The sequence below is a fragment of the Arenibacter echinorum genome, from assembly GCF_003259375.1.
In the GTDB taxonomy this organism is placed as follows: Bacteria; Bacteroidota; Bacteroidia; order Flavobacteriales; family Flavobacteriaceae; genus Arenibacter; species Arenibacter echinorum.
Genome location: NZ_QLLN01000001.1, coordinates 101,360 through 124,382, shown reverse-complemented (window position 1 = coordinate 124,382; position 23,023 = coordinate 101,360). Strand labels below are relative to the sequence as shown.

General features: G+C 39.0%; 18 protein-coding genes. 15 read left to right on the top strand and 3 right to left on the bottom strand.

Going from position 1 to position 23,023, the window contains the following annotated elements; genetic code table 11:
• The first annotated feature begins 29 nt into the window (after nt 1-29).
• Together rpe and LV92_RS00565 are read left to right on the top strand one after the other, a co-directional pair.
• The gene (rpe, locus tag LV92_RS00570; RefSeq protein ID WP_111621749.1) at nt 30-689 is read left to right on the top strand and encodes a ribulose-phosphate 3-epimerase; all 660 of its coding nucleotides are present in this window, start codon (nt 30-32) and stop codon (nt 687-689) included.
• Nucleotides 689-1,681: a YpdA family putative bacillithiol disulfide reductase gene (locus LV92_RS00565; protein ID WP_111621748.1), complete on the top strand. Its 993-nt coding sequence runs from the start codon at nt 689-691 to the stop codon at nt 1,679-1,681. Before rpe ends, LV92_RS00565 begins: the two co-directional genes overlap by 1 nt.
• A gap of 86 nt (nt 1,682-1,767) precedes the next feature.
• Here the strand turns inward: LV92_RS00565 and LV92_RS00560 are convergent, their stop codons facing one another.
• The gene (locus tag LV92_RS00560; protein WP_111621747.1) at nt 1,768-2,997 is read right to left on the bottom strand and encodes a glycoside hydrolase family protein; all 1,230 of its coding nucleotides are present in this window, start codon (nt 2,995-2,997) and stop codon (nt 1,768-1,770) included.
• A gap of 76 nt (nt 2,998-3,073) precedes the next feature.
• On the bottom strand, nt 3,074-4,102 hold the full coding sequence (locus tag LV92_RS00555; protein ID WP_111621746.1) for a LacI family DNA-binding transcriptional regulator: 1,029 nt from the start codon (nt 4,100-4,102) through the stop codon (nt 3,074-3,076).
• Nucleotides 4,103-4,254: 152 nt separating this feature from the next.
• Here LV92_RS00555 and kduI point away from each other — a divergent pair, with 152 nt between their 5' ends.
• The 12 genes from kduI (at nt 4,255) to LV92_RS00495 (ending at nt 18,352) form a co-directional block, all read left to right on the top strand.
• Complete coding sequence (kduI, locus tag LV92_RS00550) at nt 4,255-5,097, top strand: 5-dehydro-4-deoxy-D-glucuronate isomerase (protein WP_111621745.1); 843 nt, start codon at nt 4,255-4,257, stop codon at nt 5,095-5,097.
• 18 nt (nt 5,098-5,115) lie between these two features.
• Nucleotides 5,116-5,910: a gluconate 5-dehydrogenase gene (locus LV92_RS00545; protein ID WP_111621744.1), complete on the top strand. Its 795-nt coding sequence runs from the start codon at nt 5,116-5,118 to the stop codon at nt 5,908-5,910.
• Between the two features lie 10 nt (nt 5,911-5,920).
• Nucleotides 5,921-7,099, top strand: a complete 1,179-nt coding sequence (locus tag LV92_RS00540) for a DUF4861 family protein (RefSeq protein WP_111621743.1) — start codon at nt 5,921-5,923, stop codon at nt 7,097-7,099.
• A 186-nt stretch (nt 7,100-7,285) separates the two neighbouring features.
• Entirely contained in the window at nt 7,286-8,827 is a 1,542-nt protein-coding gene (locus LV92_RS00535; protein WP_170126263.1) for a pyruvate kinase, read from the top strand.
• A 254-nt stretch (nt 8,828-9,081) separates the two neighbouring features.
• Nucleotides 9,082-10,524, top strand: coding sequence for an ATP-binding protein (locus LV92_RS00530; RefSeq protein WP_245946194.1), 1,443 nt, complete (start codon nt 9,082-9,084; stop codon nt 10,522-10,524).
• A gap of 196 nt (nt 10,525-10,720) precedes the next feature.
• A complete protein-coding gene (locus LV92_RS00525; RefSeq protein ID WP_111621740.1) occupies nt 10,721-11,212 on the top strand; it encodes a DUF2975 domain-containing protein in 492 nt (163 codons plus the stop codon).
• Between the two features lie 340 nt (nt 11,213-11,552).
• The gene (locus tag LV92_RS00520) at nt 11,553-12,563 is read left to right on the top strand and encodes a hypothetical protein (RefSeq protein ID WP_111621739.1); all 1,011 of its coding nucleotides are present in this window, start codon (nt 11,553-11,555) and stop codon (nt 12,561-12,563) included.
• A 6-nt stretch (nt 12,564-12,569) separates the two neighbouring features.
• Nucleotides 12,570-13,874: a YHYH protein gene (locus LV92_RS00515; RefSeq protein ID WP_211322910.1), complete on the top strand. Its 1,305-nt coding sequence runs from the start codon at nt 12,570-12,572 to the stop codon at nt 13,872-13,874.
• Between the two features lie 40 nt (nt 13,875-13,914).
• Nucleotides 13,915-14,589 (top strand): hypothetical protein, encoded by a 675-nt coding sequence (locus LV92_RS00510; protein WP_111621738.1) that lies wholly within the window; start codon nt 13,915-13,917, stop codon nt 14,587-14,589.
• 134 nt (nt 14,590-14,723) lie between these two features.
• Nucleotides 14,724-15,191, top strand: a complete 468-nt coding sequence (locus tag LV92_RS00505) for a hypothetical protein (RefSeq protein WP_111621737.1) — start codon at nt 14,724-14,726, stop codon at nt 15,189-15,191.
• Between the two features lie 197 nt (nt 15,192-15,388).
• Nucleotides 15,389-15,907: a GNAT family N-acetyltransferase gene (locus LV92_RS00500; RefSeq protein ID WP_111621736.1), complete on the top strand. Its 519-nt coding sequence runs from the start codon at nt 15,389-15,391 to the stop codon at nt 15,905-15,907.
• A gap of 315 nt (nt 15,908-16,222) precedes the next feature.
• Nucleotides 16,223-18,352 carry a S9 family peptidase gene (locus LV92_RS00495; RefSeq protein WP_111621735.1) on the top strand — a complete coding sequence of 710 codons (2,130 nt, stop codon included), beginning with the start codon at nt 16,223-16,225 and terminating at the stop codon, nt 18,350-18,352.
• Nucleotides 18,353-18,587: 235 nt separating this feature from the next.
• Here LV92_RS00495 and LV92_RS00490 read toward each other — a convergent pair whose 3' ends face one another.
• On the bottom strand, nt 18,588-20,384 hold the full coding sequence (locus tag LV92_RS00490) for an arylsulfatase (RefSeq protein ID WP_111621734.1): 1,797 nt from the start codon (nt 20,382-20,384) through the stop codon (nt 18,588-18,590).
• A gap of 272 nt (nt 20,385-20,656) precedes the next feature.
• Here LV92_RS00490 and LV92_RS00485 point away from each other — a divergent pair, with 272 nt between their 5' ends.
• A complete protein-coding gene (locus tag LV92_RS00485) occupies nt 20,657-22,813 on the top strand; it encodes a cation:proton antiporter (protein WP_111621733.1) in 2,157 nt (718 codons plus the stop codon).
• Nucleotides 22,814-23,023: the final 210 nt, after the last annotated feature.

The following is a 23,023-nucleotide window of genomic DNA, read 5'->3' as shown; positions in this document are numbered from 1 at the left end:
CTTTGTAGAAACATTTATAGTAAATAGTAATGGACAAAAAGATTATTGCCCCTTCCCTCTTGGCCGCCGATTTTGCCAATCTACAGCGCGATATTGAAATGGTTAACAACAGTGAGGCCGATTGGCACCATGTTGACATTATGGATGGCGTTTTTGTACCAAACATCTCTTTTGGAATGCCGGTCCTGAAGGCCATTGCGGCCCATGCCACCAAAACATTGGACGTTCATCTTATGATTGTGGATCCGGACCGCTATATTAAGACCTTTGCAGAATTGGGTGCCAATAACCTAACCGTGCATTACGAAGCCTGCCCACATTTGCACCGAACCTTACAGGCCATAAAGGCCGAAGGAATGGCAGCAGGCGTGGCATTAAATCCACATACCAACATTAACTTATTGGAGGATGTAATAAATGATATCGATCTAGTTTGTATAATGAGTGTAAATCCAGGATTTGGAGGACAATCGTTTATTGAAAACACCTATGAAAAAATAAAGGCACTAAAAGAACTTATTAATAGAAAAAGTGCACATACCCTAATTGAGGTCGATGGCGGAGTTACCTCTGAAAACGCCAAGCAATTAATAGATGCAGGGGCGGATATTTTAGTGGCAGGTAGTTTTATATTTAAGAGCACTAATCCAACCCAGACCATTAAGGAACTCAAAAAAATAGTAGGATAATGAAGATTTGGGATATAGTTATTGTTGGAGGTGGTCCTATTGGAATTGCCTGTGGCTTGGAAGCCAAGAAAAAGGGATTGTCCTATATAATTCTTGAAAAGGGATGTATAGTTAACTCGCTCTATAATTACCCCCTAAACATGCAGTTCTTTTCCTCTTCCGAAAAACTGGAAATCGATGAAATTCCATTTATTAGCATAGAGGCGAAACCTAAAAGAAATGAGGCGCTGGAATATTATAGGCGGATAGTGACCTCCAATCATTTGAATATCTCGCTTTTTGAAAAAGTAAGTTCAATCAATAAGATTGATGGGCTCTTCAACATTGTCTCTGAAAAGAGTACTTATACCTCCACCAATGTGATCATTTCAACAGGATTCTACGACATTCCGAACAGAATGAACGTACCTGGGGAAGATTTGAAAAAAGTGACCCATTATTACAAGGATCCCCACTTTTACTCCAATCAGAAAGTAGCGGTCATTGGGGCCAGTAATTCGGCCATAGATGCTGCGTTGGAATGTTATAGAAAAGGGGCCGATGTATCCTTGATCATAAGAGGGCCGGAAGTTGGCCAACGGGTAAAATATTGGGTAAGGCCCGATATTATCAATAGAATTGAGGAAGGCAGCATTAAAGTCTATTACAATAGTACAGTTAAGGAAATTAAGGAAGACGAAATTATCCTTAATTCTCCAAGTGGAACCACAAGCTTAAAGAATGATTATGTACTTGCCCTGACCGGCTACATGCCCAATTTTGAATTCTTGGAAAAAATAGGAATCCAATTGACCGATGACGAGAAAAGGCTTCCCCAGTACGATCCGCAAACCATGGAAACCAATATTGATAATCTATACCTAGCCGGAGTAATTTGCGGAGGAATGGAAACCCATAAATGGTTTATAGAAAACTCCAGGATACATGCCCATATGATCATGGACCATATTGTAAAGAAGACCAAGTCGGTCAATTCCTATCAGGAAAAATAAGTTCAACAAGCTTGGCATGTCCAAAAAAAAAAGGAAGGCCCAAATGTAGTGAATGAACCTTCCCTTTTCTGGTTGTTATAAATGGGTTAATTGGACCGCCCCAATTTCTTAAGTCTATCCAAGGCCTCAATATAATAGTAATCTGCATAGATCAACGCCACATCAATTTCATGGCCCAAGGATTTAGCTCCCGTTGAATGCAACAAAAAGGAATCGGCCTTCCCTACTCCAGAATATTTATCGGAACTCAAAGATTCCAACATTCGTATGGCTGCATTATAATATTTTTGCTGTAGGGTTTTGTTTTCCATATAGGTGCTAAGTTCTAACAATCCAGAGGCTACAATGGCTGCAGCCGAAGCGTCCCTATCATCATCTTTAATGGTGTCAATATCGAAATCCCAATGCGGTATATAGTCTTCGGGAAGCAGTTCTAAATACCTATCGGTAAGCTTTTGTGCAAAATCCAAGAATTTCTTATCTCCAGTCTCCCTATACACCATAGTATAACCGTAAATTCCCCATGCCTGTCCGCGGGACCATCTGCTATCATCCCCATACCCTTGTTTGGTATGCCTGTTCAGCACATCCCCGGAGATGCTGTCATACTCAATAACATGCCACGATGTGTAATCTGGCCTAAAATGATTTGCCATGGTTGTCTCTGCATGTTTTACGGCAATATCGTAATACTGTTGATCGCCCCCATTTTTCGATGCCCAGAACAAAAGTTCCAAATTCAACATATTATCTATGATGGTAATATGTTGTTGCCAACGTGGATGCATTTTATTGGACCAAGATCGTATAGTTCCAACATTCGGGTTATACCTACTAGCTAGGGATTCCGCGGATGTTAGAAGAATGTCCTTGTATTCCTTTTTGTCTCCAAATATATATCCATTACCATAGGCTGGGAACATCATAAACCCAATATCGTGGTGTTCGTTAATCGTTTTAAAATCTTCAAAAACTTCTGTCCTTTTAATAGCTTCCTCTTTCCATCTTTCCTCTTTTGTTAAGTCGTACATATACCAAAGAATCCCAGGATAAAATCCGGAAGTCCACACCAACCTCCCGTTGGGAATTTCCTTCCATTCGGTTGCATTGGTTTCTATCAATCTTGGGTGTTTGGTGAGATCGGTAAGTTTGGGGACCGCTTGATTCAATTGAGCCTCACAGTTTTTAATTTCCTTATCAAGGTCAAAGGAAGTTATACTTGCCACAGCCTTAATATCTATTTCAGAATTTTTGTTCTTGGTTAAACTTTTGCAGCTTGCCAAACAGATAAAAAGGGACACATAGAATAGTTTCATGGGAAATTGATTTTAATTCTTATACAGATTTTGTTTTTATTAATTCTAGCCTATTTGCATATTAATCCTCGTAATTTCAATTACATTTTCTTGAGGAATCTCGTTCAATTAAGGACGACTTTAAAATCTTTGTTTTGGCCAAGATGGGATTGGCATTGGGTGCGTTGCTTATTTCTTCCAGCAATAATTTTGTGGCTATTTGCCCTATTTGAAAACCCGGCTGATCCATGGTGGTCAAAGAGGGATCTATTATCCCGGAAACAGGTTCGTTACTGAACCCTACAATGGCTATATCATCCGGTACCTTTACGCCTTCATTCTTAAAATATTTCATGGCTCCTATGGCGGCAATATCATTGGCAGAAAACAAGCCATCTACCTTGTAGGGCAAGGAAAGTAATGTTTTTGCTCCTTCTGCCCCATCATTTTCCATGAGGCTAGAACGTACTACCAGCTCAGGCCTATATGGAATTTTGTGTTTTTCCAAAGCCTTTCTATACCCAGCGGTCCTATTCCTGTAAATAGCCAATTCTTGGGGCCCGGAAAAATGCCCTATATTTTTGCAACCGTTTAAAATTAAATGCTCCGTGGCATCAAACCCACCTTGAAAGTCATCGATCAGCACACTGCTAATACCCTCAATCTCACAGTGCCTGTCAAAAAATAGAAATGGGGTACCATTGTTTTTCATGTGCAATAGGTGGTCGAATTCATCCGTTTCCATGGAAACTGACAACAATACCCCTTCTACCCTATTGGCCAATAGAGTCTCCACAAGTTTGCGTTCCCGTTTCAACTGTTCCAGGGACTGACAAATAATTACATTATAGCCCGCATCATAAGCAGTTTCCTCAATACCCGAAATTACGGATGAAAAGAAGTGACGGGATATTCTTGGTACAATTACCCCAATGGTGTTGGTAACGTTTTTACGAAGATTTGAAGCCAGTAAATTGCGTTGATATCCCAATTCATTTGCCTTCGCCATTATCCTTTCCTTGGTCTTTTGGCTCACCCTTGGACTATTGTTCAATGCCCGTGAAACGGTGGAGGCATCTATCTTCAAGGCCTTGGCAATATCGTGTATGGTTGTTTTATTTTCCACAAATAATGGGTATCTTAACTTTATCAAAGATACATATTCACAAATACAATCGATTGTATTTTGATGGATTTTTAATATATTTACGAACTATCTATAGAAACACCGCTATATTCACCACTATTTAAGAAACTAATAATTAGATATTTAGAATCATGAAAAACAATTACGAGGTTAGATATGCCTGCTCTCCCAAGGAGACCAAAGAGTTGACCACAGAAGGACTTAGAAAAGAGTTCCTAATCCAAAATTTAATGGAAGCAGATACCATCAATTTGGTGTACACCCATTTTGACAGATATATAGTTGGAGGAGCCGTGCCAGTTAAAACCTCTTTAAAACTTGCTACTATAGATCCATTAAAATCCGATTATTTTTTGGAGCGAAGGGAGATCGGTATTATCAATGTCGGGGGAGCGGGTTCTGTAACCGTTAATGGTCAGAAATATGAATTGGATTATAAAGAGGCCCTGTATATTGGCAAGGAGAACAAAGAGGTTAGCTTCAGCAGTGACAATGACGATAAGCCTGCCAAATTCTATCTTAATTCCACTCCTGCCCACAAGGTATTCCCTACCAAAAAAATAAGTAGGGCCGATGCAGAGATCGTAGAAATGGGATCTATGGAAACTGCCAATGCCAGAACCATAAGAAAATTGATCGTAAACAGTTTGGTAGAGACCTGTCAGGTTCAAATGGGAATGACAGAATTAAAACCGGGCAGTGTTTGGAATACTATGCCGGCACATGTACACGACAGGAGAATGGAAGTCTATTTCTATTTTGAGGTTCCCGAAGAGCAGGCCGTTTGCCATTTTATGGGTCAACCGCAAGAAACAAGACATATCTGGATGGCCAACAATGAAGCGGTAATCTCCCCACCATGGTCCATACACTCCGGATCCGGAACCAGCAATTATACTTTTATCTGGGGAATGGCCGGTGAAAACCTGGACTATGGCGATATGGACCACTGCAAAATAAAAGACTTAAAATAACCCTAAGAAAACACAAATATGTCATTGAATCTATTTGATTTAACAGGAAAAATAGCCCTGATTACCGGGGCTACGCATGGCCTTGGAAAAGCCATGGCTATAGGCCTGGGAAGAGCAGGTGCCACCCTGATCATTAATGGGGCCTCCTCCCAGGAAAAATTGGACAATGCCGTAGCCGAATACAAGGCTTTGGGGTTGACGGCCCATGGCTACCTTTTTGATGTTACCAATGAAGCCAAGGTCATGGAAAATATTTCCAAAATTGAAAAAGAGGTAGGGCATATTGATATTTTGGTAAACAATGCCGGGATCATCAAAAGAATTCCCTTGGAGGAAATGGAGGTCGCCGATTTTGAAGAAGTCGTAAAAGTAGATTTGGTGAGTCCGTTTATAGTCTCCAAACATGTGGTAAAGGGCATGATTGCCAGAAAAGAAGGCAAGATTATCAACATTTGTTCTATGATGAGCGAATTGGGCAGAAACACTGTAGGTGCCTATGCCGCTGCCAAAGGCGGATTAAAAATGCTTACCCGCAATATGGCTACCGAATGGGCCAAACACAATATTCAGATCAATGGTATTGGACCAGGTTATTTTGCCACTGCACAGACCGCCCCTATAAGGGTAAATGGCCATCCTTTCAATGATTTTATAATAGGCAGAACTCCAGCAGGTAAATGGGGAGACCCGGATGACCTACAAGGAGCGGCCATATTCCTAAGTTCCAAAGCTAGCAATTTTGTAAACGGGCAAATAGTTTATGTAGATGGAGGCATCTTGGCCACTATTGGAAAACCAGCTAACGAAAATTAAATAAGCGGTCATGAAAATACTTTATAAAATAGTTTTATTTTCCGCGATGACTGTGCTGTCACTAGCCTGTTCCGAAAAGGAAACGCCCACCACCATTACGGTAAAAAATGTTCTGGACCAGGAGAGAACTTCGGAGACCATAGAGCTCACCAAGGCCATGTTAAAGGTGGAAGATCTATCCTCTGTTGGTATTAAGAACAAGGAAACCAATACCCTTGAAATTGTCCAAACGATAGATAATGATGGCGATGGTACTATGGACATGATCCTTTTTCAACCCAAAATGGCGGCTAAGGGAGAAAGCAAGTTCGAAGTAATTACAGTAGAACCGGGAGAAAACCCTACAGCCGAGGAGCTGTGCTATTCCAGGTTTGTTCCGGAACGCACCGATGATTACACCTGGGAAAACAACAAGGTTGCCTTTCGGGTCTACGGACCCACCGCACAGAAAATGATAGAAAACAAGGTACCTGGTGGCACCCTATCCAGCGGTGTCGATGCCTGGTTAAAACGGGTCGATTACCCCATAATTGACAAATGGTATAAAGAGGAACTGAGCGGAGTCAGTAGTTACCACAAGGATACAGGCGAAGGCCTGGATGATTTTCATGTAGGTGCCAGTCGCGGTGTTGGAGGTATTGCTGCCAAGGTAGACACCACCTACTACTATTCTAAAAACTATACGAAATGGCGCACCATAACCACGGGCCCTATTAGGACCAGCTTTTATTTGGAATACGCAGCTTGGGACGCCAATGGAAAAACCATAAAAGAATCTAGAATTATAAGCTTGGACCTGGGGCAAAATTTATCCAAATTCAATATCACCCTGGATGGGGTAGATGATATTTACGCCGGACTCACCCTGCACGAAAAGGACGGTGAAGTTAGCGGGAATACCGATATGGGATGGGTAAGCTATTGGCAGCCCCATGGGGATTCGGAATTGGGTACAGCCATCCTTGCCCCTTCAGATACTTTTAGCGATTTTGAAAAGTACGATGTTCCAACAAAAGACTTGAGCAATGCCTATGCCCATTTAAAAGTGAAAAACAATGAAGTAAAGTACTACGCCGGCTTTGGGTGGAAAAAAAGTGGGCAATTTAATAACAAACAAGAGTGGGAGCAGTATTTAAACGCCTTTTCCGAACAGATCCAAAACCCCTTGGAAGTCACTGTAACTCCATAGGATTGGCATTTGACATATATTATATTTGGTAATACCCCCATGTGCATAACAATGCCTTGGGGGTATTGCTTTTTTTAACCCAAATTTTAACTTCTTTTTGTATTTTCCACAGGAAAAATCCCTGTTTTATATGCGTATTTTTATAAAGTAATGGCTTGCCAATGTTTAGAAAATAAAAGATGCTGTATGGACCTACAAAAACTGGAAAGGGAACTCGAAACAATTTACGAAACACTATTAAAACATGAGTCCACCGCGGATAGAATAGCCGCTTCCGTACATCCGCAATATAGGTCAAGCGCCAAGAACCTATATCGCTATTTACTGCTTCGCAATGTAGACATCCGCAAGTTGCAGAGCGACCTATCCGAATTAGGGATATCCTCTTTGGGCACAGGGGCCGGATACGTTTATGAAAATATCTCCAACGCCCTTAAGCTGGTCAAATTATTGAACGGAAAAACTTGGGAAAAGGATGGCGATTTGGAAACCCTTGGTTTTAAAGGAAGTAAAAACTTATTAATGGATCATGCCAATGATCTGTTTGCGTCCGATCGTGGGGAAAGGGATACCGAAATAATGGTCACCATGCCCGATGAGGCCGCAACCGACAAAAAACTACTTAAAAAATTGTATTCTGCAGGTATGGGCACTGCCCGTTTAAACCTAAGCCATGGCAATGAAGCGCTTTGGAAAAAGATCCTAGGCAAAATAAAAACTGTTTCCAAGGAAAGTAATCTCCCTATCCATATTTATATGGACCTACCGGGACCAAAAATTAGAATTAGCAATATTTATCTTAAAACAGATAAAGGAAAAGCTTGGGATGCCGAATCGTTCGTGAAAATTGGCAAGGGAGACAAATTGTTGCTAATAAAGCACCACTCCCCTTATGTTTCTGGGAAACATAAAAAGATATCACCACCTGAGGAAACCATCCTAGTGGAAGTTTCCCTACCGCAGATTATTGATGACCTTAAAAAGGGGCAAGCTGTATTTTTTGATGATGGTGCCATAGAGGCCAAAGTACTTAGTCTCAATGAGGACACAGCATCACTGGTGGTGAAAAAATCCCATAAGAAAAAACTAAGGCCAGGAAAAGGCATCAACTTACCAGATACCCATCTCAACCTGCCCTCCTTAACTCCGGAAGATGTTCAACTATTGCCATTCATAAGTGCCCATGCGGACCTTATGGGCTATTCCTTTGTACGAAATGCCAAAGATGTGGCCATCCTCTATGAGGAACTTGAAAAATTGGGGGATAAGGATACCGGAGTTGTTTTTAAGATAGAGAATAGAACCGCGTTCGAGAATTTACCCTCCATACTTTTCAGCGCAATGAAAAGACCAAAAATAGGCGTTATGATAGCTAGGGGCGACTTGGCGGTGGAGATAGGTTTTGAACGTATTTCCGAAGTACAGAACCAAATACTATGGTTGTGCGAGGCGGCACAGATACCTGTCATCTGGGCCACCCAGGTGTTGGATACCATGGCCAAAAAGGGCATGGCCACCAGGGCGGAAATTTCGGATGCCACCATTAGTGCCCAAGCGGAATGTGTTATGCTCAACAAGGGCCCTTTTATAGTGGAAGCCACTAAAACCTTAAAGAATGTACTGGAAAGAATGGAAGCCCATTCCCAAAAATCCAAAAACACCTTAAGGGCGCTAAAAGTGGCCAAAACGGGACTTAAGAATATCCATAAGGATTTTCCAATGAAATAGTAATACAATGAATTTCCAACTCCCGAACGGAAACATTTGAAAGAAAAGTTGTATCATATTGGACTGATATAATGGGGATATAAGTATTTGTTACTATATCCGTACGTTGTGCTTCATTGAAAATGAGATTCGATTGTAGAACTAGCAGTCTATTTCTTTAATTAATACCCTAAACATGCATTAATTGTAATTTTAGATAGATTTAAATCTATTTATTTGTTATGTATTTATCAGAATAAGATAAAAATATAGCATTGAAAAACCTTATTCCGACAGAAAAGATCATTGAACGTCTCCGTTATGAAAATCCATGGTGGATCACCAAAGAGATTCCGAATACATACAGTTCCATGTCTAAGAGATTATACTTTGATCTCTTTTATCCATTCGTCCTTGAAAGGAGTATTAAAAGGGCTTTGGTTCTAATGGGGCCTAGAAGGGTTGGCAAAACTGTAATGCTATTTCATTGCATTGAAAATTTATTGAAACAAGGAACAAATCCTCATAAACTATTCTTTATCGGGATTTACAACCCAATTTATGTAAATTTAAGCCTGGAGGATGTTTTAACTTTATGCAAAGATTCTTTAAACCTTGAAAACCTTAATGGTTGTTACGTATTTTTTGATGAAATACAATACTTTAAAGATTGGGAAAGACATTTAAAAGTATTGGTTGACTCCTATCCTGAAACTAAATTCATCGTTTCTGGCTCAGCAGCCGCAGCTTTGAAATGGCACAGTACAGAAAGTGGAGCGGGTAGATTCACTGATTTCTTGCTGCCTCCTCTAACATTTCAGGAATATATCCATTTGAAAAAATTAGATCATTTAATTTTTGAAGGTGATATTCCATATGGAAATAAGGTTATAAAGTATTGTCTAGCTCATGATTCAAAAGCATTGAATAAAGAATTTGTCCATTATTTAAATTTTGGAGGATACCCAGAGGTTGTTTTATCTGAAAAAATACAAGGCCATATGGGTAGGTATGTGAAAAACGATATTGTGGACAAAGTTCTGCTTAGAGATCTGCCAAGCTTGTATGGAATCAAAGATGTTCAGGAGTTAAACAGATTTTTTACATACATAGCTTATTATACTGGTAATGAATTCTCATATGAGACAATGTATAGGGAAAGTGGTATTCAAAAGGATACATTAAAAAAATATCTAGAATATTTAGAAGCAGCATTCCTAATTAAGGTATTAAATAAGGTTGGTGTCAATGCAAAAAGATTAAAAAGAATAACAAGCTTCAAAGTATATCTTACCAACCCATCACTTCGAACTGCTTTATTTTCACCAATAAGTGAAACAGACCAAGAAATGGGAAACATGGTAGAAACCGCAATTCTTTCACAATGGATGCATAGAGACCAATTAGATTTGACCTATGCTAGATGGAAAGACGGCAGGAAAGAAGATGAAGTAGATCTTGTTTTAGTAGATGACAAAAGTTATAAGCCTGTTTGGGGAGTAGAAATAAAATGGAGTAATCGATATTTTGATAAACCTCAAGAATTGAAAAGTTTGATTAAATTTTGTGAAACAAATAATTTTGAATCAGATGTTGTTACTTCAATTGATCAATTAGGAATGAAAGAAATACAAGGGTTGAAATTTACTTTTCTACCTGCTTCGATCTATGCGTACAATATTGGAGAGACTACACTAAAAATGAAGAATAAAAATTAAAAAAACAAAAGCACAACACTATGTATAGTGCAAATCCATGCTAATACAAGCCTGCCTAACCACTAGTTAGGCTTGCTATGTATTTGCTAAATTTAGGTGGTTGACCAAGCTACCAATCATGCACAAACACCTGATCGGCAAACGTTTGGCGACAATAATAGAATCAGATAACAGTAACCATTAACAAAACTCCATTATGAAACGAAGCTCAACATTATTTCTTCAGGGAGTCATTGTGCTGTTTGCCTTTGTAGCATTGGCCATTATGATTTGGTTTCCCTTGAACGAGGGCAGAGCTTCAAACTTAGATCTGTTCAGCATTTACTCTGATCCATTCATCGTATTTGGCTTTGTCGCGTCTATCCCTTTTTTTATTGCGCTGTATAAGGCGTTCAAATTACTTGGATATATCGGACAAAATAAAGCATTCACACTAAACTCGGTGAGGACTTTAAGGAGTATAAAATATTGCGCAATCATACTAAGCCTCTTGATTTTGATGGCTGGCCTATATATAAGGATATTTCATAATAAAGATGACGACCCTGCGGGTTTTCTTGCTATGTGTATTGTAACAACTTTTGTTTCTATTGCAGTTGCTACTGCCGCAGCAGTGTTTGAAAAAATCTTGCAAAATGGAGTGGACTTAAAATTAGAGAACGAACAACTATATGAGCAGTCAAAATAATGATTTTTACTTTATACCATGACATTGATTAGTCTCCCCGTTGGCGCGAGCCTGGATAGACATCAGGCAGGCCTGCCTAAGTTGGCAGTCAGGAGTCACTCTCGTGTCAAAATAGCTTTTGTTTTGCAAAATAGCTATCATTTGCCTTTCCAATCGGGCCCTCTGTTTTCTCACTTAATGGGTATTTTATCCTTCATCATAAAGGCATGAAAAATATGGGAAATAACTATCTTAGACCTATAGACCTGGATGGGCATTAATCTTGCACAAATAAGTATATCCCTGGTTCTTTAAATAGCTCGGCCGCTGGGTATAAATCATGTGCCAAAACAGACATACAATGAAGAACATATTTAATTTACTCACAGTTACACTCCTAATCTTTGGTTGTGCTGAAAAAAAATCGCAAACCAAAGAACTTGCCAATAGTTCGGAAACTATAAAATATAATGGAACCGCAAGTATTACCCAAGGAATAGCCACCGCCATAGCTGAAGATATTTATTCCTGTGCACGTGGACGAAAAACGGATGTGGGAGAGATTACTTCCACCGATGGTAAAAAATGGACGGTGCCTGCTCAAACCAATTATACAAATAATGATTTTCCTTTTGCCGCAGATTTATTTAATTCCTGTGAAGGAAAAAATTATGCAACAACACAAGAAGCGCTATCCCATTATGATGATTCCAAAATCATAGAAGTTGACAAGGATGGCGAGCTTTTTACCGCCTATATTTTTGCTGACAACTATTTTGAAATGTATGTAAACGGTATTCCCGTAGGAAAAGACAAAGTCCCATTTACAGAGTTTAATTCCAGTATGCTAAAGTTTAAGGCTAAAAAACCATTTACTATAGCCATGAAATTGGTGGATTGGGAAGAACACCTGGGTGTAGGTTGCGAAGCCAATAGAGGTAAATCTTTTCACGCCGGAGACGGCGGAATGGTAGCCGTAATTAAAGATGTTCAAAACAATATTATTGCCTCCACCAATGAAAATTGGAAAGCACAAACCTTTTACACGGCACCAATTATAGATTTAAATTGTACGTCTGAAGAAGGCAATTACAGATATTCCAAAAACTGTAGTGCGGAAGGAGGTCAGGATGGCTCCTCTTTTTATGCCCTACATTGGGAAATTCCTACCAACTGGATGCAAACTATTTTTGATGATTCCAATTGGCCAAATGCCACCACTTATACAAACCAAACCATTGGCGTAGATAATAAACCTTCTTACACCAACTTTACTTCTATTTTTGACGCTTCTGAAAATGATGCCAAATTTATATGGTCTACCAATGTAGTTTTAGATAATGAAGTGCTAGTTCGCTACACCATACAATAAATGACTATGAAAAACATTTTCTTTATCCTCCTTTCCCTCGTTTTTACCTCTATAACCTATGCACACGAAGGCGGACACGGCACACCTACAAAAAATTGGAGTTTTGTGAATAATAATGAAACCATTAAAGCCGATTTCATAATGAAAGTAGGCGACATGGTATATCTAAGCAATGAAAATAACGAAGTTTTAACTTTCAATTATTCCGAATTCAAAGAGCAGGATCAAAACTATATTTCAGAAAAGGCTAATTTTATTAATAACTTAAACTTCACAAAGGAAAGCCACAGACTTAAAACTTTCGACTATTCCATATTACTTCTACTTACAGGGATACTTGTATTCGTTTTCTCTCTTTTTAGTTGGAAGACGAAACCCAAAAAGTATTTTGTCACCTACAACCTGTTTAGTGCTTCATTAATAATGATGGGCTGTGCCAATACAAAATCATCCAAAGTTTTAAAAATGGCTGCCAATGATATTCCTTTTTTGGAATCGGTTTTTGGTGTTTTTAACAAGGTGAATACAAGACATGATGACCAGTATTTTTATGTGGAATCAGATGGCATACCGGAACATGAAATGATGACCGGCATCACCAACTGGCAGCAACAAGTACCCGTTGATCACGATTATTCGGGCAATAATGCCTGGGCCATTCCTTTACAACCTGAATTGGCCGAAAACACGCTGTCCACCAAAGAAAATTTTATGAAAGGTGCTATTGCTATCGCAGTGAACGGAATTCCCATTTTTAATCCTCTGAACAACCGTGGCGAAGATGCCAATGTTATTGGAGAGCTGGACAAATGGGGCGGTCATTGCGGGCGGGCAGATGACTATCATTACCACTTGCCCCCTACCCACTTACAAACTAAGGTAGGAGAAGACAGACCCATTGCTTTTGCCCTGGATGGCTTTGCTGTATACGGAGAAACCACAGAGGAACTGGATGAAAATTTAGGAAGATTTACATCAGATAGTACTTATCAATATCATGCCGTAAAGAAATATCCTTATTTAATTGCAGCAATGAAAGGAAAGGTTGAGCTCAACCCCAGAACACAGGCACCAGAAAATGAAATTATGCCACAAGCCAAAACAAGAGGTGTAAGACCGGATTTGAGACCATTACGGGGAGCAGAAATTATCGATTTTGAAAACCCTGAACCCCATCAATATAGTTTAAGCTATACAGTGAACTCACAAATCCATAAAATAAATTACGGTTGGGATACTGATGGAAATTACAATTTTGAATTTGTAAATCCAGATGGCACAACTGAAAAATCACATTATAAAAGGAATTAGATACTACTACCAATAAAGCGTTAACACTGTCAAAAAAAAAATGAAGAAACTATTATACCTATCCCTATTATTTATCAACTTCGGATTAGCCCAAAGTGGATTTATAGAAATAGAAATAAGGGATTCCATCAGAATAAAACCAAATAAATTTGAATATCATGTTCAGATAAGTGAATCCAAGTTTGCCAGATTGGATGCCAATGTGGTGGCCGGTACAGATTCGACCAAAATAAAAATGCGCGAAAAGTACAAGGAACTTGAAGTATTTCTTAAAAATAAAAAGTATAAAACCAGACCCTTAAATAATGCTGAATTTCAAATTCACGATTATGCTGGATTTTGGAAATTAGGTTTTGCCGTTGAATTACAAAATTCCAAAGAGCTGGAAAAACTGACTACGGAATTGAAGACGTTGGACTATATCTCCGGGGCTGTTGGAGAAATTGAATATGGAGACACCGAATTGTCCGAAAAAAGATTGTTTTCTAAGATTTTGGCAAAAGCAAAAAGAAAAGGTCAAATGATTGCTACCCTAACAGGACAAAAACTGGGTAAGATTATTGAATTAAAAGAAGGTAGGGAAGTTGATAATATAAGTGTAAATATCAGGGACGTCTATCTAAGTTCCCTACAAGATAAAAATTGGGATGTTAGTAAAAACATCTTATTTGGTCATCAATGGAAAACAGTAACGATAAAATTTAGTACGGAATAATAATATTGCCTACATTCCCCGGCATTGCGAGCCTGCCTGCCAGCTAAGGCTGTACAACTATTTCTGGAATACCTATACTTACCTATTAGGTTTGTCTTAAGGAAAAAGGTGAAAATCATTAAAAGTTAGGTACTATGAAAGTAAAGGCTATAGTTAAACAGGGTCACGGGGTTGCCTCAGGGAAGGCCAAAGACCCTCGCTATCCCAACGGAACATTAAAAGCCCAATACCAACATTTTTCACAAAAAGGTTTAGACTTGAGTCCATACTTTTTAGGGACTATTAATTTGGACATTGCACCTTATTTTTTTAAAATTTTAAAACCAAAATATTTTCTTGAGAATATAAATTGGTCCACACATATACCACCGGAAAATTTTTACTTTTTCGATGTTTCCCTTCATATAAATAAAAATAGTTATAACGGCTTAATCTATATGCCAGATCCTGCCACCAAGGCAGAACATTTTCAAAATCCAACAATATTGGAGGTAATACTTCCAAAAATTGAGGAATTGAACTATGGAGACACTGTAATAATTGAGGTCGATGATAAGCAGATCGAATTAAAAAATTCCCTTAAAAAACCTGATCACAAGTAGCACTAAACGGGGATGGCCTGCCTAAGCCATAGCAACTTAGTCCAATATGGCCAAATACTTGTTTTTGATCCAGACCTCCCCTTTTAAGCTTCATGGTCCTTACACCCTTTTTCAAAATGACATTGAAAAATATAGAAAATAATTACCTTAGGCTTTTAGACCCGGATAAACATTAATCGAGTGAAGTCAATTTAAATATGGGGGAGTATAAGACGTTCGAAACAGAAAGGTTATTCCTAAAACCCACCTCGGAAGAAGACGCAGCATTTATTTTTGAACTGTTCAATAGTCCAAAATGGCTCAAAAACATTGGAGATAGAAATATCACCTCTCCCGACATGGCAAAAGAGTATATCTTGACCAAGATGCAGCCGCAACTGGAAAGACTTGGATATTCCAATTATACCCTTATAAGAAAAATGGACAAGGCAAAAATTGGATGTTGCGGATTATATGACAGGGAAGGATTGGAAGGCATCGATATTGGTTTTGCCTTTTTACCAGAATATGAAGGCAAAGGTTATGCTTATGAAGCTGCCGACAAATTAAAAAATATAGCCTTCAATGAATTCGGTCTTCATGCCATTAGTGCCATCACCTCCAAACACAATGTTTCCTCCCAAAGACTTTTGGAAAAACTTGGTTTGGCATTAGCGGGAACAACAACACTTCCTGACAGTAATGAGGAATTGCTCTTATATAAAATTGAAAAATAACTTCTGCAGTCAAAACCTTCAAATCGAAATTCCAGTATAAGTAGATAATAATCGCAACTTTAAAGTTGAAATGTGATTTTTTTCATCCACACTTTACTGCATTCATTATGTGTTGGATAACAGGTTTTATGTATCTTTATAAGATGGGCATATTTGAAAGTCACCCTCCATTTTAAGATTCAAATTTGCTCATAAATTAAAAGCTTTAAACCTTTGCTACAATTAAGTTAAAGGCAGAATGATTTTCCCCTTTGTACTAATTTAAACACTGGCATTCCCCGTAAATTAAGGCATTATCACCTATCTATTTAAAAAATGAAAAAAATAATTACCCTATTAGGTCTTATAATTTGTATTGCCAATGCACATGCACAATTCCAGAAGGCGACAGCTCCTATCGCAGAAAAAAAAGAACACTGGCGAGTAATCCATGCCGATAGTGTTGCCGACAACTATTATTGGATGTATGACTATTTTGGCAAAGGCCCGGACAGTACAAAGGCCATAAACTATCTGAAGGCCGAAAACGCCTATTTGGATACCGTAATGAGTCCTTCCAAACCATTTCAGTCAGACTTATTTTTGGAAATGAAATCAAGGATAAAGGAAAAAGATGAAAGTGTGCCCGTATATAAAAATGGCTACTTTTATTACTACAGAACGGAAGAAGATAAACAGTACTATAAAATCTGCCGGAAAAAAGAAAGTATGGACGCCCCGGAAGAAGTATTACTTGATGCTGATAAATCGGCTGAAGGACATGCTTTTTATGCAGCTACCGGATTTGATGTCAGCCCAGACAATAAATTAATGGCATTTGGTGTTGATCTGGTCAGTCGCCGGCAATATACCATTCACATAAAAAATCTAGAGACTGGCGAAATTCTTAAGGACAGTATTCTAAATACCGAAGGTGACCCTTGCTGGGCAAATGATAACAAAACCCTCTTCTACACTTCAAAAAACCTGGCCACACTTTTGCCTGAAAAAATTAAACGCCATTCTTTGGGAACAAGTGCCGACCAAGATGAAGTGGTTTATCACGAAAAAGATAATACCAATTATTTATGGGTAAAAAAGAGCAAAAACAATCAGCACATTTTTATTTATTCCACTGGAACCTTGTCTTCGGAATTAAGGATGATAAATGCCAACAAACCTACAAGTGTCTTCAAGATTTTTCAACCAAGGTTGAAAGATGTGTTGTATGATGTAGTACCTTTGGATGACAAATTTTTAATCCTCACTAATAAGGACGGCGCCAAGAACTTTCAATTGATGGAATGCCCCCTTAACAACACTGGAGAATCCCATTGGAAGCAATTAATACCAAATCGCAAAGATGTTTTAATAGAAGGTATAGAAGAGTTCCAAGACTTTATTGTCGTTAATGAACGTAAAGATGGACTTGTAAAATTACGTATTAGAGGCTTAAAGGATAGTGCTGAACATTATCTCAATTTCGGTGAAGCCGCCTATTCAGCTTATATAATTCCCAATCCTGAATACACAAGCGATGTACTGCGCTATAGTTATACTTCATTGACCACTCCCTCGTCTACTTATGACTACAAAATAAAAAGCAAGGAGAAAATATTATTGAAACAACAGGAAGTTGTTGGCGGTTACAATTCAACCGATTATGTTACCGAGCGTATTTATGCCCAGGCAAAAGATGGCACTAAAATACCAATATCCTTGGTCTATAAAAAAGATTTAAATAAAGATGCCACAACACCTTTATTGCTCTTCGGTTATGGCAGTTATGGAATTAGTATGGAAGCAAGTTTTGCAAGTAGTAGATTAAGCTTATTGGATAGAGGCTTTGTATTTGCAATTGCCCATATAAGAGGTGGTCAGGAAATGGGCCGCAGTTGGTATGAAGATGGCAAGTTGATGAAAAAGAAGAACACATTTACCGATTTTATCGATTGTGGAGAGTTTTTAATCGAGGAACACTATACTGGCAAGGGTCATTTGTATGCTATGGGCGGTAGTGCCGGTGGTTTGTTAATGGGAGCTGTGGCAAATATGTCACCTAGTTTATGGAATGGGGTTGTAGCTGCAGTCCCTTTTGTAGATGTAGTAAATACCATGCTTGATGAAAGCATTCCATTAACGACAAATGAATTTGATGAATGGGGAAACCCAAAAAATGAAGATGCCTATTTCTACATCAAGTCTTATAGTCCCTATGAAAATATTGAAAAGAAAAACTACCCTAATATTTTGGTCACAACTGGTTTACATGACAGTCAGGTACAGTATTTTGAACCTGCAAAATGGGTTGCCAAACTCAGATCTATGAAAACTGATAAAAATCAATTGCTCTTCCGTACCAATATGGATTTTGGTCATGGTGGTGCCAGTGGCCGATTTGATTATTTAAAGGAAACAGCTGAGATTTATGCGTTTTTGTTGAATCTAGAGGGAATATATAAATAGCAAGGCTAATCTATTTCCAATTTCATTTGGTTACCTCATAACAACCAAATAGCTATGCCAACTACCGAGCAAACCGCTATTCTAAATAGCTGAATCGAATATAGGTTAAAGTACAACACAATAGAATGTGAAAAGAAGCACCATTGGAGTTGCCCCAACGAACCCTCTTTGAAAGTAAATTATCAGACTAGGTGGTGCAAGGATGATAATTGAAAGCCGATTTGCCCTTACCACATCAGTTTACCCTCTTAAACAATAATAATCGCATATCCATAACTTCCTCCCCAGGTATTTTTAGCACTTTTAGTACTAGGTTGCCCCTACCCTTTTTCAAGCCAATTTTCCCTAGATCCATAGGAACAAAGTCCTTGGTATAGGATTCAATTCTGGGGTCACGATCCCGTTCTGCCCCTACTAGCGGCGGATCATGTGCCTTGGCAATGGCTGCCTTTAAGGAACTTTCCCCCAAGCGTAATTCAAATTCGGAACCTAAGTCCTTTTCTTTGGCAGTGTAATAAAGTTCCACTTCAAATTCCCCATCGGCCAGGACATCCACATCCCAGCTGATGCTATCCTTTGTACTTTTCCAATTTGTAAAAAAGGTATCGTTGGGGTGTCTATTACTCCGTTCTATATTACCATGTGCCACCCCATCCCTAGCAGGAATCTGGGTGTACACATAATCAGGATGGCCCAAAGTAAAGGGCCGATCCTCTGTCTCTTTGGATTTTGGCATCACCTCCTGCAGCCAGTCTTTTTTTAATTGTTTCAAAGAATCTGTGAGTTGTGGCAGTTTCCCAGAAAGGTCTGTGGTCTGTCCGCCATCATTAGCCATATCATAAAGTCTGTCCTTACTATCCAAGCGATAATTTTGCGTTCGGATACTTGTACCACTATTCCAATGGTTATAGACCACCCTAGCGCCCCAAGATGGCTTATCTTCCATCAACAGTGGCTTTAGGCTTTTCCCATCCAGCTGTTTCAGAGTATTCATCTCAATTTGGGCCAAATCCGATAAGGTGGGCAATATATCTATGGAACTTGCTATTTCTGAAATATGCTTGCCCATAGGTAGCTTGTCCTTCCATTGCATGACCAAAGGGGAACGTACCCCGCCCTCATCGGTAGATCCCTTTTTGCCTCGCATTCCGGCATTCCATCGCCATCCGTTAGGTCCGTTGTCCGATAGATATATTACAATAGTATTCTCTTCCAGTTGAAGGTCCCTTAGTTTGTCAAATACCCGTCCCACATTGTAATCTATATTTTCCACCATGGCAAGTGCCGCCCTGCTAAAGTTTTCGTTCTCTTCTTCCTCCCCATGATATTTCATGCCAAGTTCCTTGTCCTTGAACCTATTCCAATATTCATCCGGCACCTGCATGGGGCTATGGGGCGTATTGTATGGCAGGTATAAGAAAAAAGGCTTTTCCTTGTTCCTATCCATAAAATCCAATCCTTTATTGGTAAGATCATCAATGATAAAGCCGTCTCCCTTTACTATTTCCCCGTTGTGCTCCAACATGGGACTGAAATAATTGCCCCAATGTCCGGAGCAGAAGCCATAAAAATCATCAAAACCCCTGGCATTGGGATGGTAAGGAGGTTGCATACCGTTATGCCATTTTCCATAAGCAGCAGTGGCATATCCGGCCTTTTTAAAAACTTCCGCAATGGTAGTTTCATCCAAATTTAGACGTTCACCACCTGAAGAAGTGGAATAGACCCCTACCCTCGGAAAATAACGGCCGGTCAAAAGTTCGGCCCTAGTGGGCGAACATACCGGGCTTACGTAAAAATGATCAAAAGTGACCCCGTTATTGGCAATGGCATCTATGTTCGGGGTTGCCAGATTGGTATTCCCGGAAATCCCCAAATCTCCCCAACCTTGATCGTCGGCCAAGATAAGCACAATATTGGGTTTTTCGTTGCGTTGGGCATTGGAAGTGGATTCAGGTTTTGCCTTTTCTTTGCAAGAAAATGATAATCCAAATATGGCCAGGACCATACACTTCACTAAAATATTCTTCATTTGGTAGTTATTTAATTGGTTGGATTTTGGAAGTATAAGATAAGGAATACAATCAATTTATATATAAATTCCCCTTTAACCTGAATTTGAAACGTTTTACAAATATTTTCATTGACGCTATACTTCAGTCCATATAGAACATGGGTATATTTCGAGGCCTCACATTATATGAATCATAGTATCATTTCTTGAAAGAATTCTTTCCCTAAATGAATATTATTAACCAAAAATAGTTGAATTTAGAGCTGACCTAAAAAGGGCGCATCAACACGATGAAAGATTTTTTTGAACACTTCAGACACGAATTTGAATTGCCATTGGAAAATCCGGTGCTGATATTTTCTTTAATCCTGTTTATTATTCTGCTATCGCCTATTCTGCTGAGAAAGCTAAATATTCCGGGCATAATTGGATTGATTATTTCAGGGGTGGCAATAGGGCCATTTGGACTCAATATTCTCGAAAAAAATTCGGCCATTGACCTGTTTTCAACTATTGGCCTCTTGTACATCATGTTCATAGCTGGTCTGGAACTGGACATGAACGAGTTTAAATCCAACAAAAACAAAAGTCTTGTGTTTGGATTTTTTACATTTATTTTTCCGTTGGCCATCGGTTTCCCTGTCTGCTATTTCTTTCTGGAATACGACTTTAATGCCAGTTTCCTCACTTCCAGTATGTTCGCTACCCATACACTGGTGGCCTATCCTATTGTAAGCAAATTAGGAGTTTCAAAAAATCAGGCTGTAGCCATTACCGTGGGCGGGACCATATTAACGGACACGGCCGTACTTATCATTCTAGCGGTAATTATGGGCAACAGCCAGGGAAATCTGAATATGGCTTTTTGGATCCGTTTGGGAATTTCATTAAGTGTTTTTTCTGCTATTATGTTCCTTATAATTCCTAGGATTGCGAATTGGTTTTTTCGTAAACTGGAAAGTGAAAAACACTCCCACTATATCTTTGTCCTTTCCATTGTTTTTTTTGCTGCATTCTTGGCCGAAATAGCAGGTGTTGAGCCAATTATTGGAGCTTTTGTAGCCGGATTGGCCCTAAATAAACTTATTCCCCATTCTTCTGCGTTGATGAATAGAATTCAATTTATAGGCAATTCCCTATTTATTCCCTTTTTCTTGATAAGTGTGGGAATGTTGGTTGATGTTAGCGTTATTCTAAAAGGACAAACAGCACTTATTGTGGCAGGAACACTTTCAGTCGTGGCACTATTTGGCAAATGGTTTGCGGCATTGGTTACTCAACTTGCTTTTAAATACACAAAAACTCAGCGTCAGCTTATTTTTGGATTGAGCAGTTCCCATGCAGCTGCAACACTTGCCGTAATTTTAGTAGGTTACAAAGCTCAAATTCTAGATGAAAACATCCTGAACGGAACCATAATACTTATCCTAATCACCTGTGTTGTTGCCTCTTTTGCCACTGAAAAAGCCGCTAAAAAACTCGTAGTTGAAACAGAAGACGATAGCTCAGGGCCAATGAAAGTAAACAGTTTGGATAATGAGCATATATTACTGCCCATTGCCAATATTGGGAACATGGAAAAACTTCTCGAATTTTCGATTTTTATTAAGGGGAAAAAATCGGCCAATCCCTTATCCGTTCTCTCCGTAGTTTCCAATAACAATGAAGCTGAAAACAATATTCTAAAAGCCAGAAAAAAACTGCAAGAATTTGTAGAACAGGCGTCTGCAACAGAAACAAAAGTAAGTATAATTGCCACCATCGACCATAACGCAGCCAGCGGAATTTCACGTATTGCTAAAGAAATAATGGCTGACATCATTGTTTTGGGATGGCCACAACGTACCGGATTTATCGATAAACTAATTGGGAAAAAAGTGGACAGCATTATAAGCAACACCGATAAAACTACTATAATTTGTCATTTTGAAAAAGCTTTGGTGTCCCATCAAAGAATTGTAATTGCGGCCCCACCTTTGACCGAACACGAAAACGGCTTTGAACTTTGGTTTACAAAAATGGCAAAATTGGCTCAGGAATTAAGCATCCCGATTCAACTATACTGCAATGAAATGACCTTAAAATCTATAAAAAAACTTGTTAAGGACTCTAAATTATCGGCTACAATTATACCTAGTCAATTTAGTGATTGGGAAGATTTCTTGGATCTCTCAAAAAATGTACGGGAAAACGATTTATTTGTTTTGGTTTCTGCCCGTGAGGGTGCGGCATCTTATATGGTTATGCTCGAAAACCTCCCGTCCAAAATGGAAAAACATTTCCCCAATAACAGTCGACTTATTATATATCCCCAGCAGTTCGTTCAGCAATTTGGTAGCAAACGATATGATCAGATCAACCCTGAACCAATCCACAAAGGAATTGAAACCATACAAAAGATTGGTAAGGGTATTGGCAATATTTTTAAAAAGGATAACAGGGAATAATCAACTTTAAGTATTCTTATTGCCTAGCTGTTTGTCGTAGTATTCTTGAAGGCCTAAAAAGCAATGAAAAATCTAGTAACACCCTATCACAGGACCTAGGGATTGGCTGCGCCCATCCCTACAAAGCTCCGCTTTGAAAACCACAAAAAGTTGCACTTCGCTATACTTCAGAACAACAGGCTCCGTCCTAAAAACGACCCGGGGATTGGC

Coding starts and splice junctions, on each gene's coding strand:
- LV92_RS00560 (WP_111621747.1), bottom strand. CDS start 2,997: ATGAAACTATTCTATGTGTCCCTTTTTATCTGTTTGGCAAGCTGCAAA.
- LV92_RS00565 (WP_111621748.1), top strand. CDS start 689: ATGAAGATTTGGGATATAGTTATTGTTGGAGGTGGTCCTATTGGAATT.
- kduI (WP_111621745.1), top strand. CDS start 4,255: ATGAAAAACAATTACGAGGTTAGATATGCCTGCTCTCCCAAGGAGACC.
- LV92_RS00485 (WP_111621733.1), top strand. CDS start 20,657: ATGAAAGATTTTTTTGAACACTTCAGACACGAATTTGAATTGCCATTG.
- LV92_RS00490 (WP_111621734.1), bottom strand. CDS start 20,384: ATGAAGAATATTTTAGTGAAGTGTATGGTCCTGGCCATATTTGGATTA.
- LV92_RS00495 (WP_111621735.1), top strand. CDS start 16,223: ATGAAAAAAATAATTACCCTATTAGGTCTTATAATTTGTATTGCCAAT.
- LV92_RS00545 (WP_111621744.1), top strand. CDS start 5,116: ATGTCATTGAATCTATTTGATTTAACAGGAAAAATAGCCCTGATTACC.
- rpe (WP_111621749.1), top strand. CDS start 30: ATGGACAAAAAGATTATTGCCCCTTCCCTCTTGGCCGCCGATTTTGCC.
- LV92_RS00500 (WP_111621736.1), top strand. CDS start 15,389: ATGGGGGAGTATAAGACGTTCGAAACAGAAAGGTTATTCCTAAAACCC.
- LV92_RS00535 (WP_170126263.1), top strand. CDS start 7,286: ATGGACCTACAAAAACTGGAAAGGGAACTCGAAACAATTTACGAAACA.
- LV92_RS00540 (WP_111621743.1), top strand. CDS start 5,921: ATGAAAATACTTTATAAAATAGTTTTATTTTCCGCGATGACTGTGCTG.
- LV92_RS00525 (WP_111621740.1), top strand. CDS start 10,721: ATGAAACGAAGCTCAACATTATTTCTTCAGGGAGTCATTGTGCTGTTT.
- LV92_RS00515 (WP_211322910.1), top strand. CDS start 12,570: ATGAAAAACATTTTCTTTATCCTCCTTTCCCTCGTTTTTACCTCTATA.
- LV92_RS00520 (WP_111621739.1), top strand. CDS start 11,553: ATGAAGAACATATTTAATTTACTCACAGTTACACTCCTAATCTTTGGT.
- LV92_RS00510 (WP_111621738.1), top strand. CDS start 13,915: ATGAAGAAACTATTATACCTATCCCTATTATTTATCAACTTCGGATTA.
- LV92_RS00505 (WP_111621737.1), top strand. CDS start 14,724: ATGAAAGTAAAGGCTATAGTTAAACAGGGTCACGGGGTTGCCTCAGGG.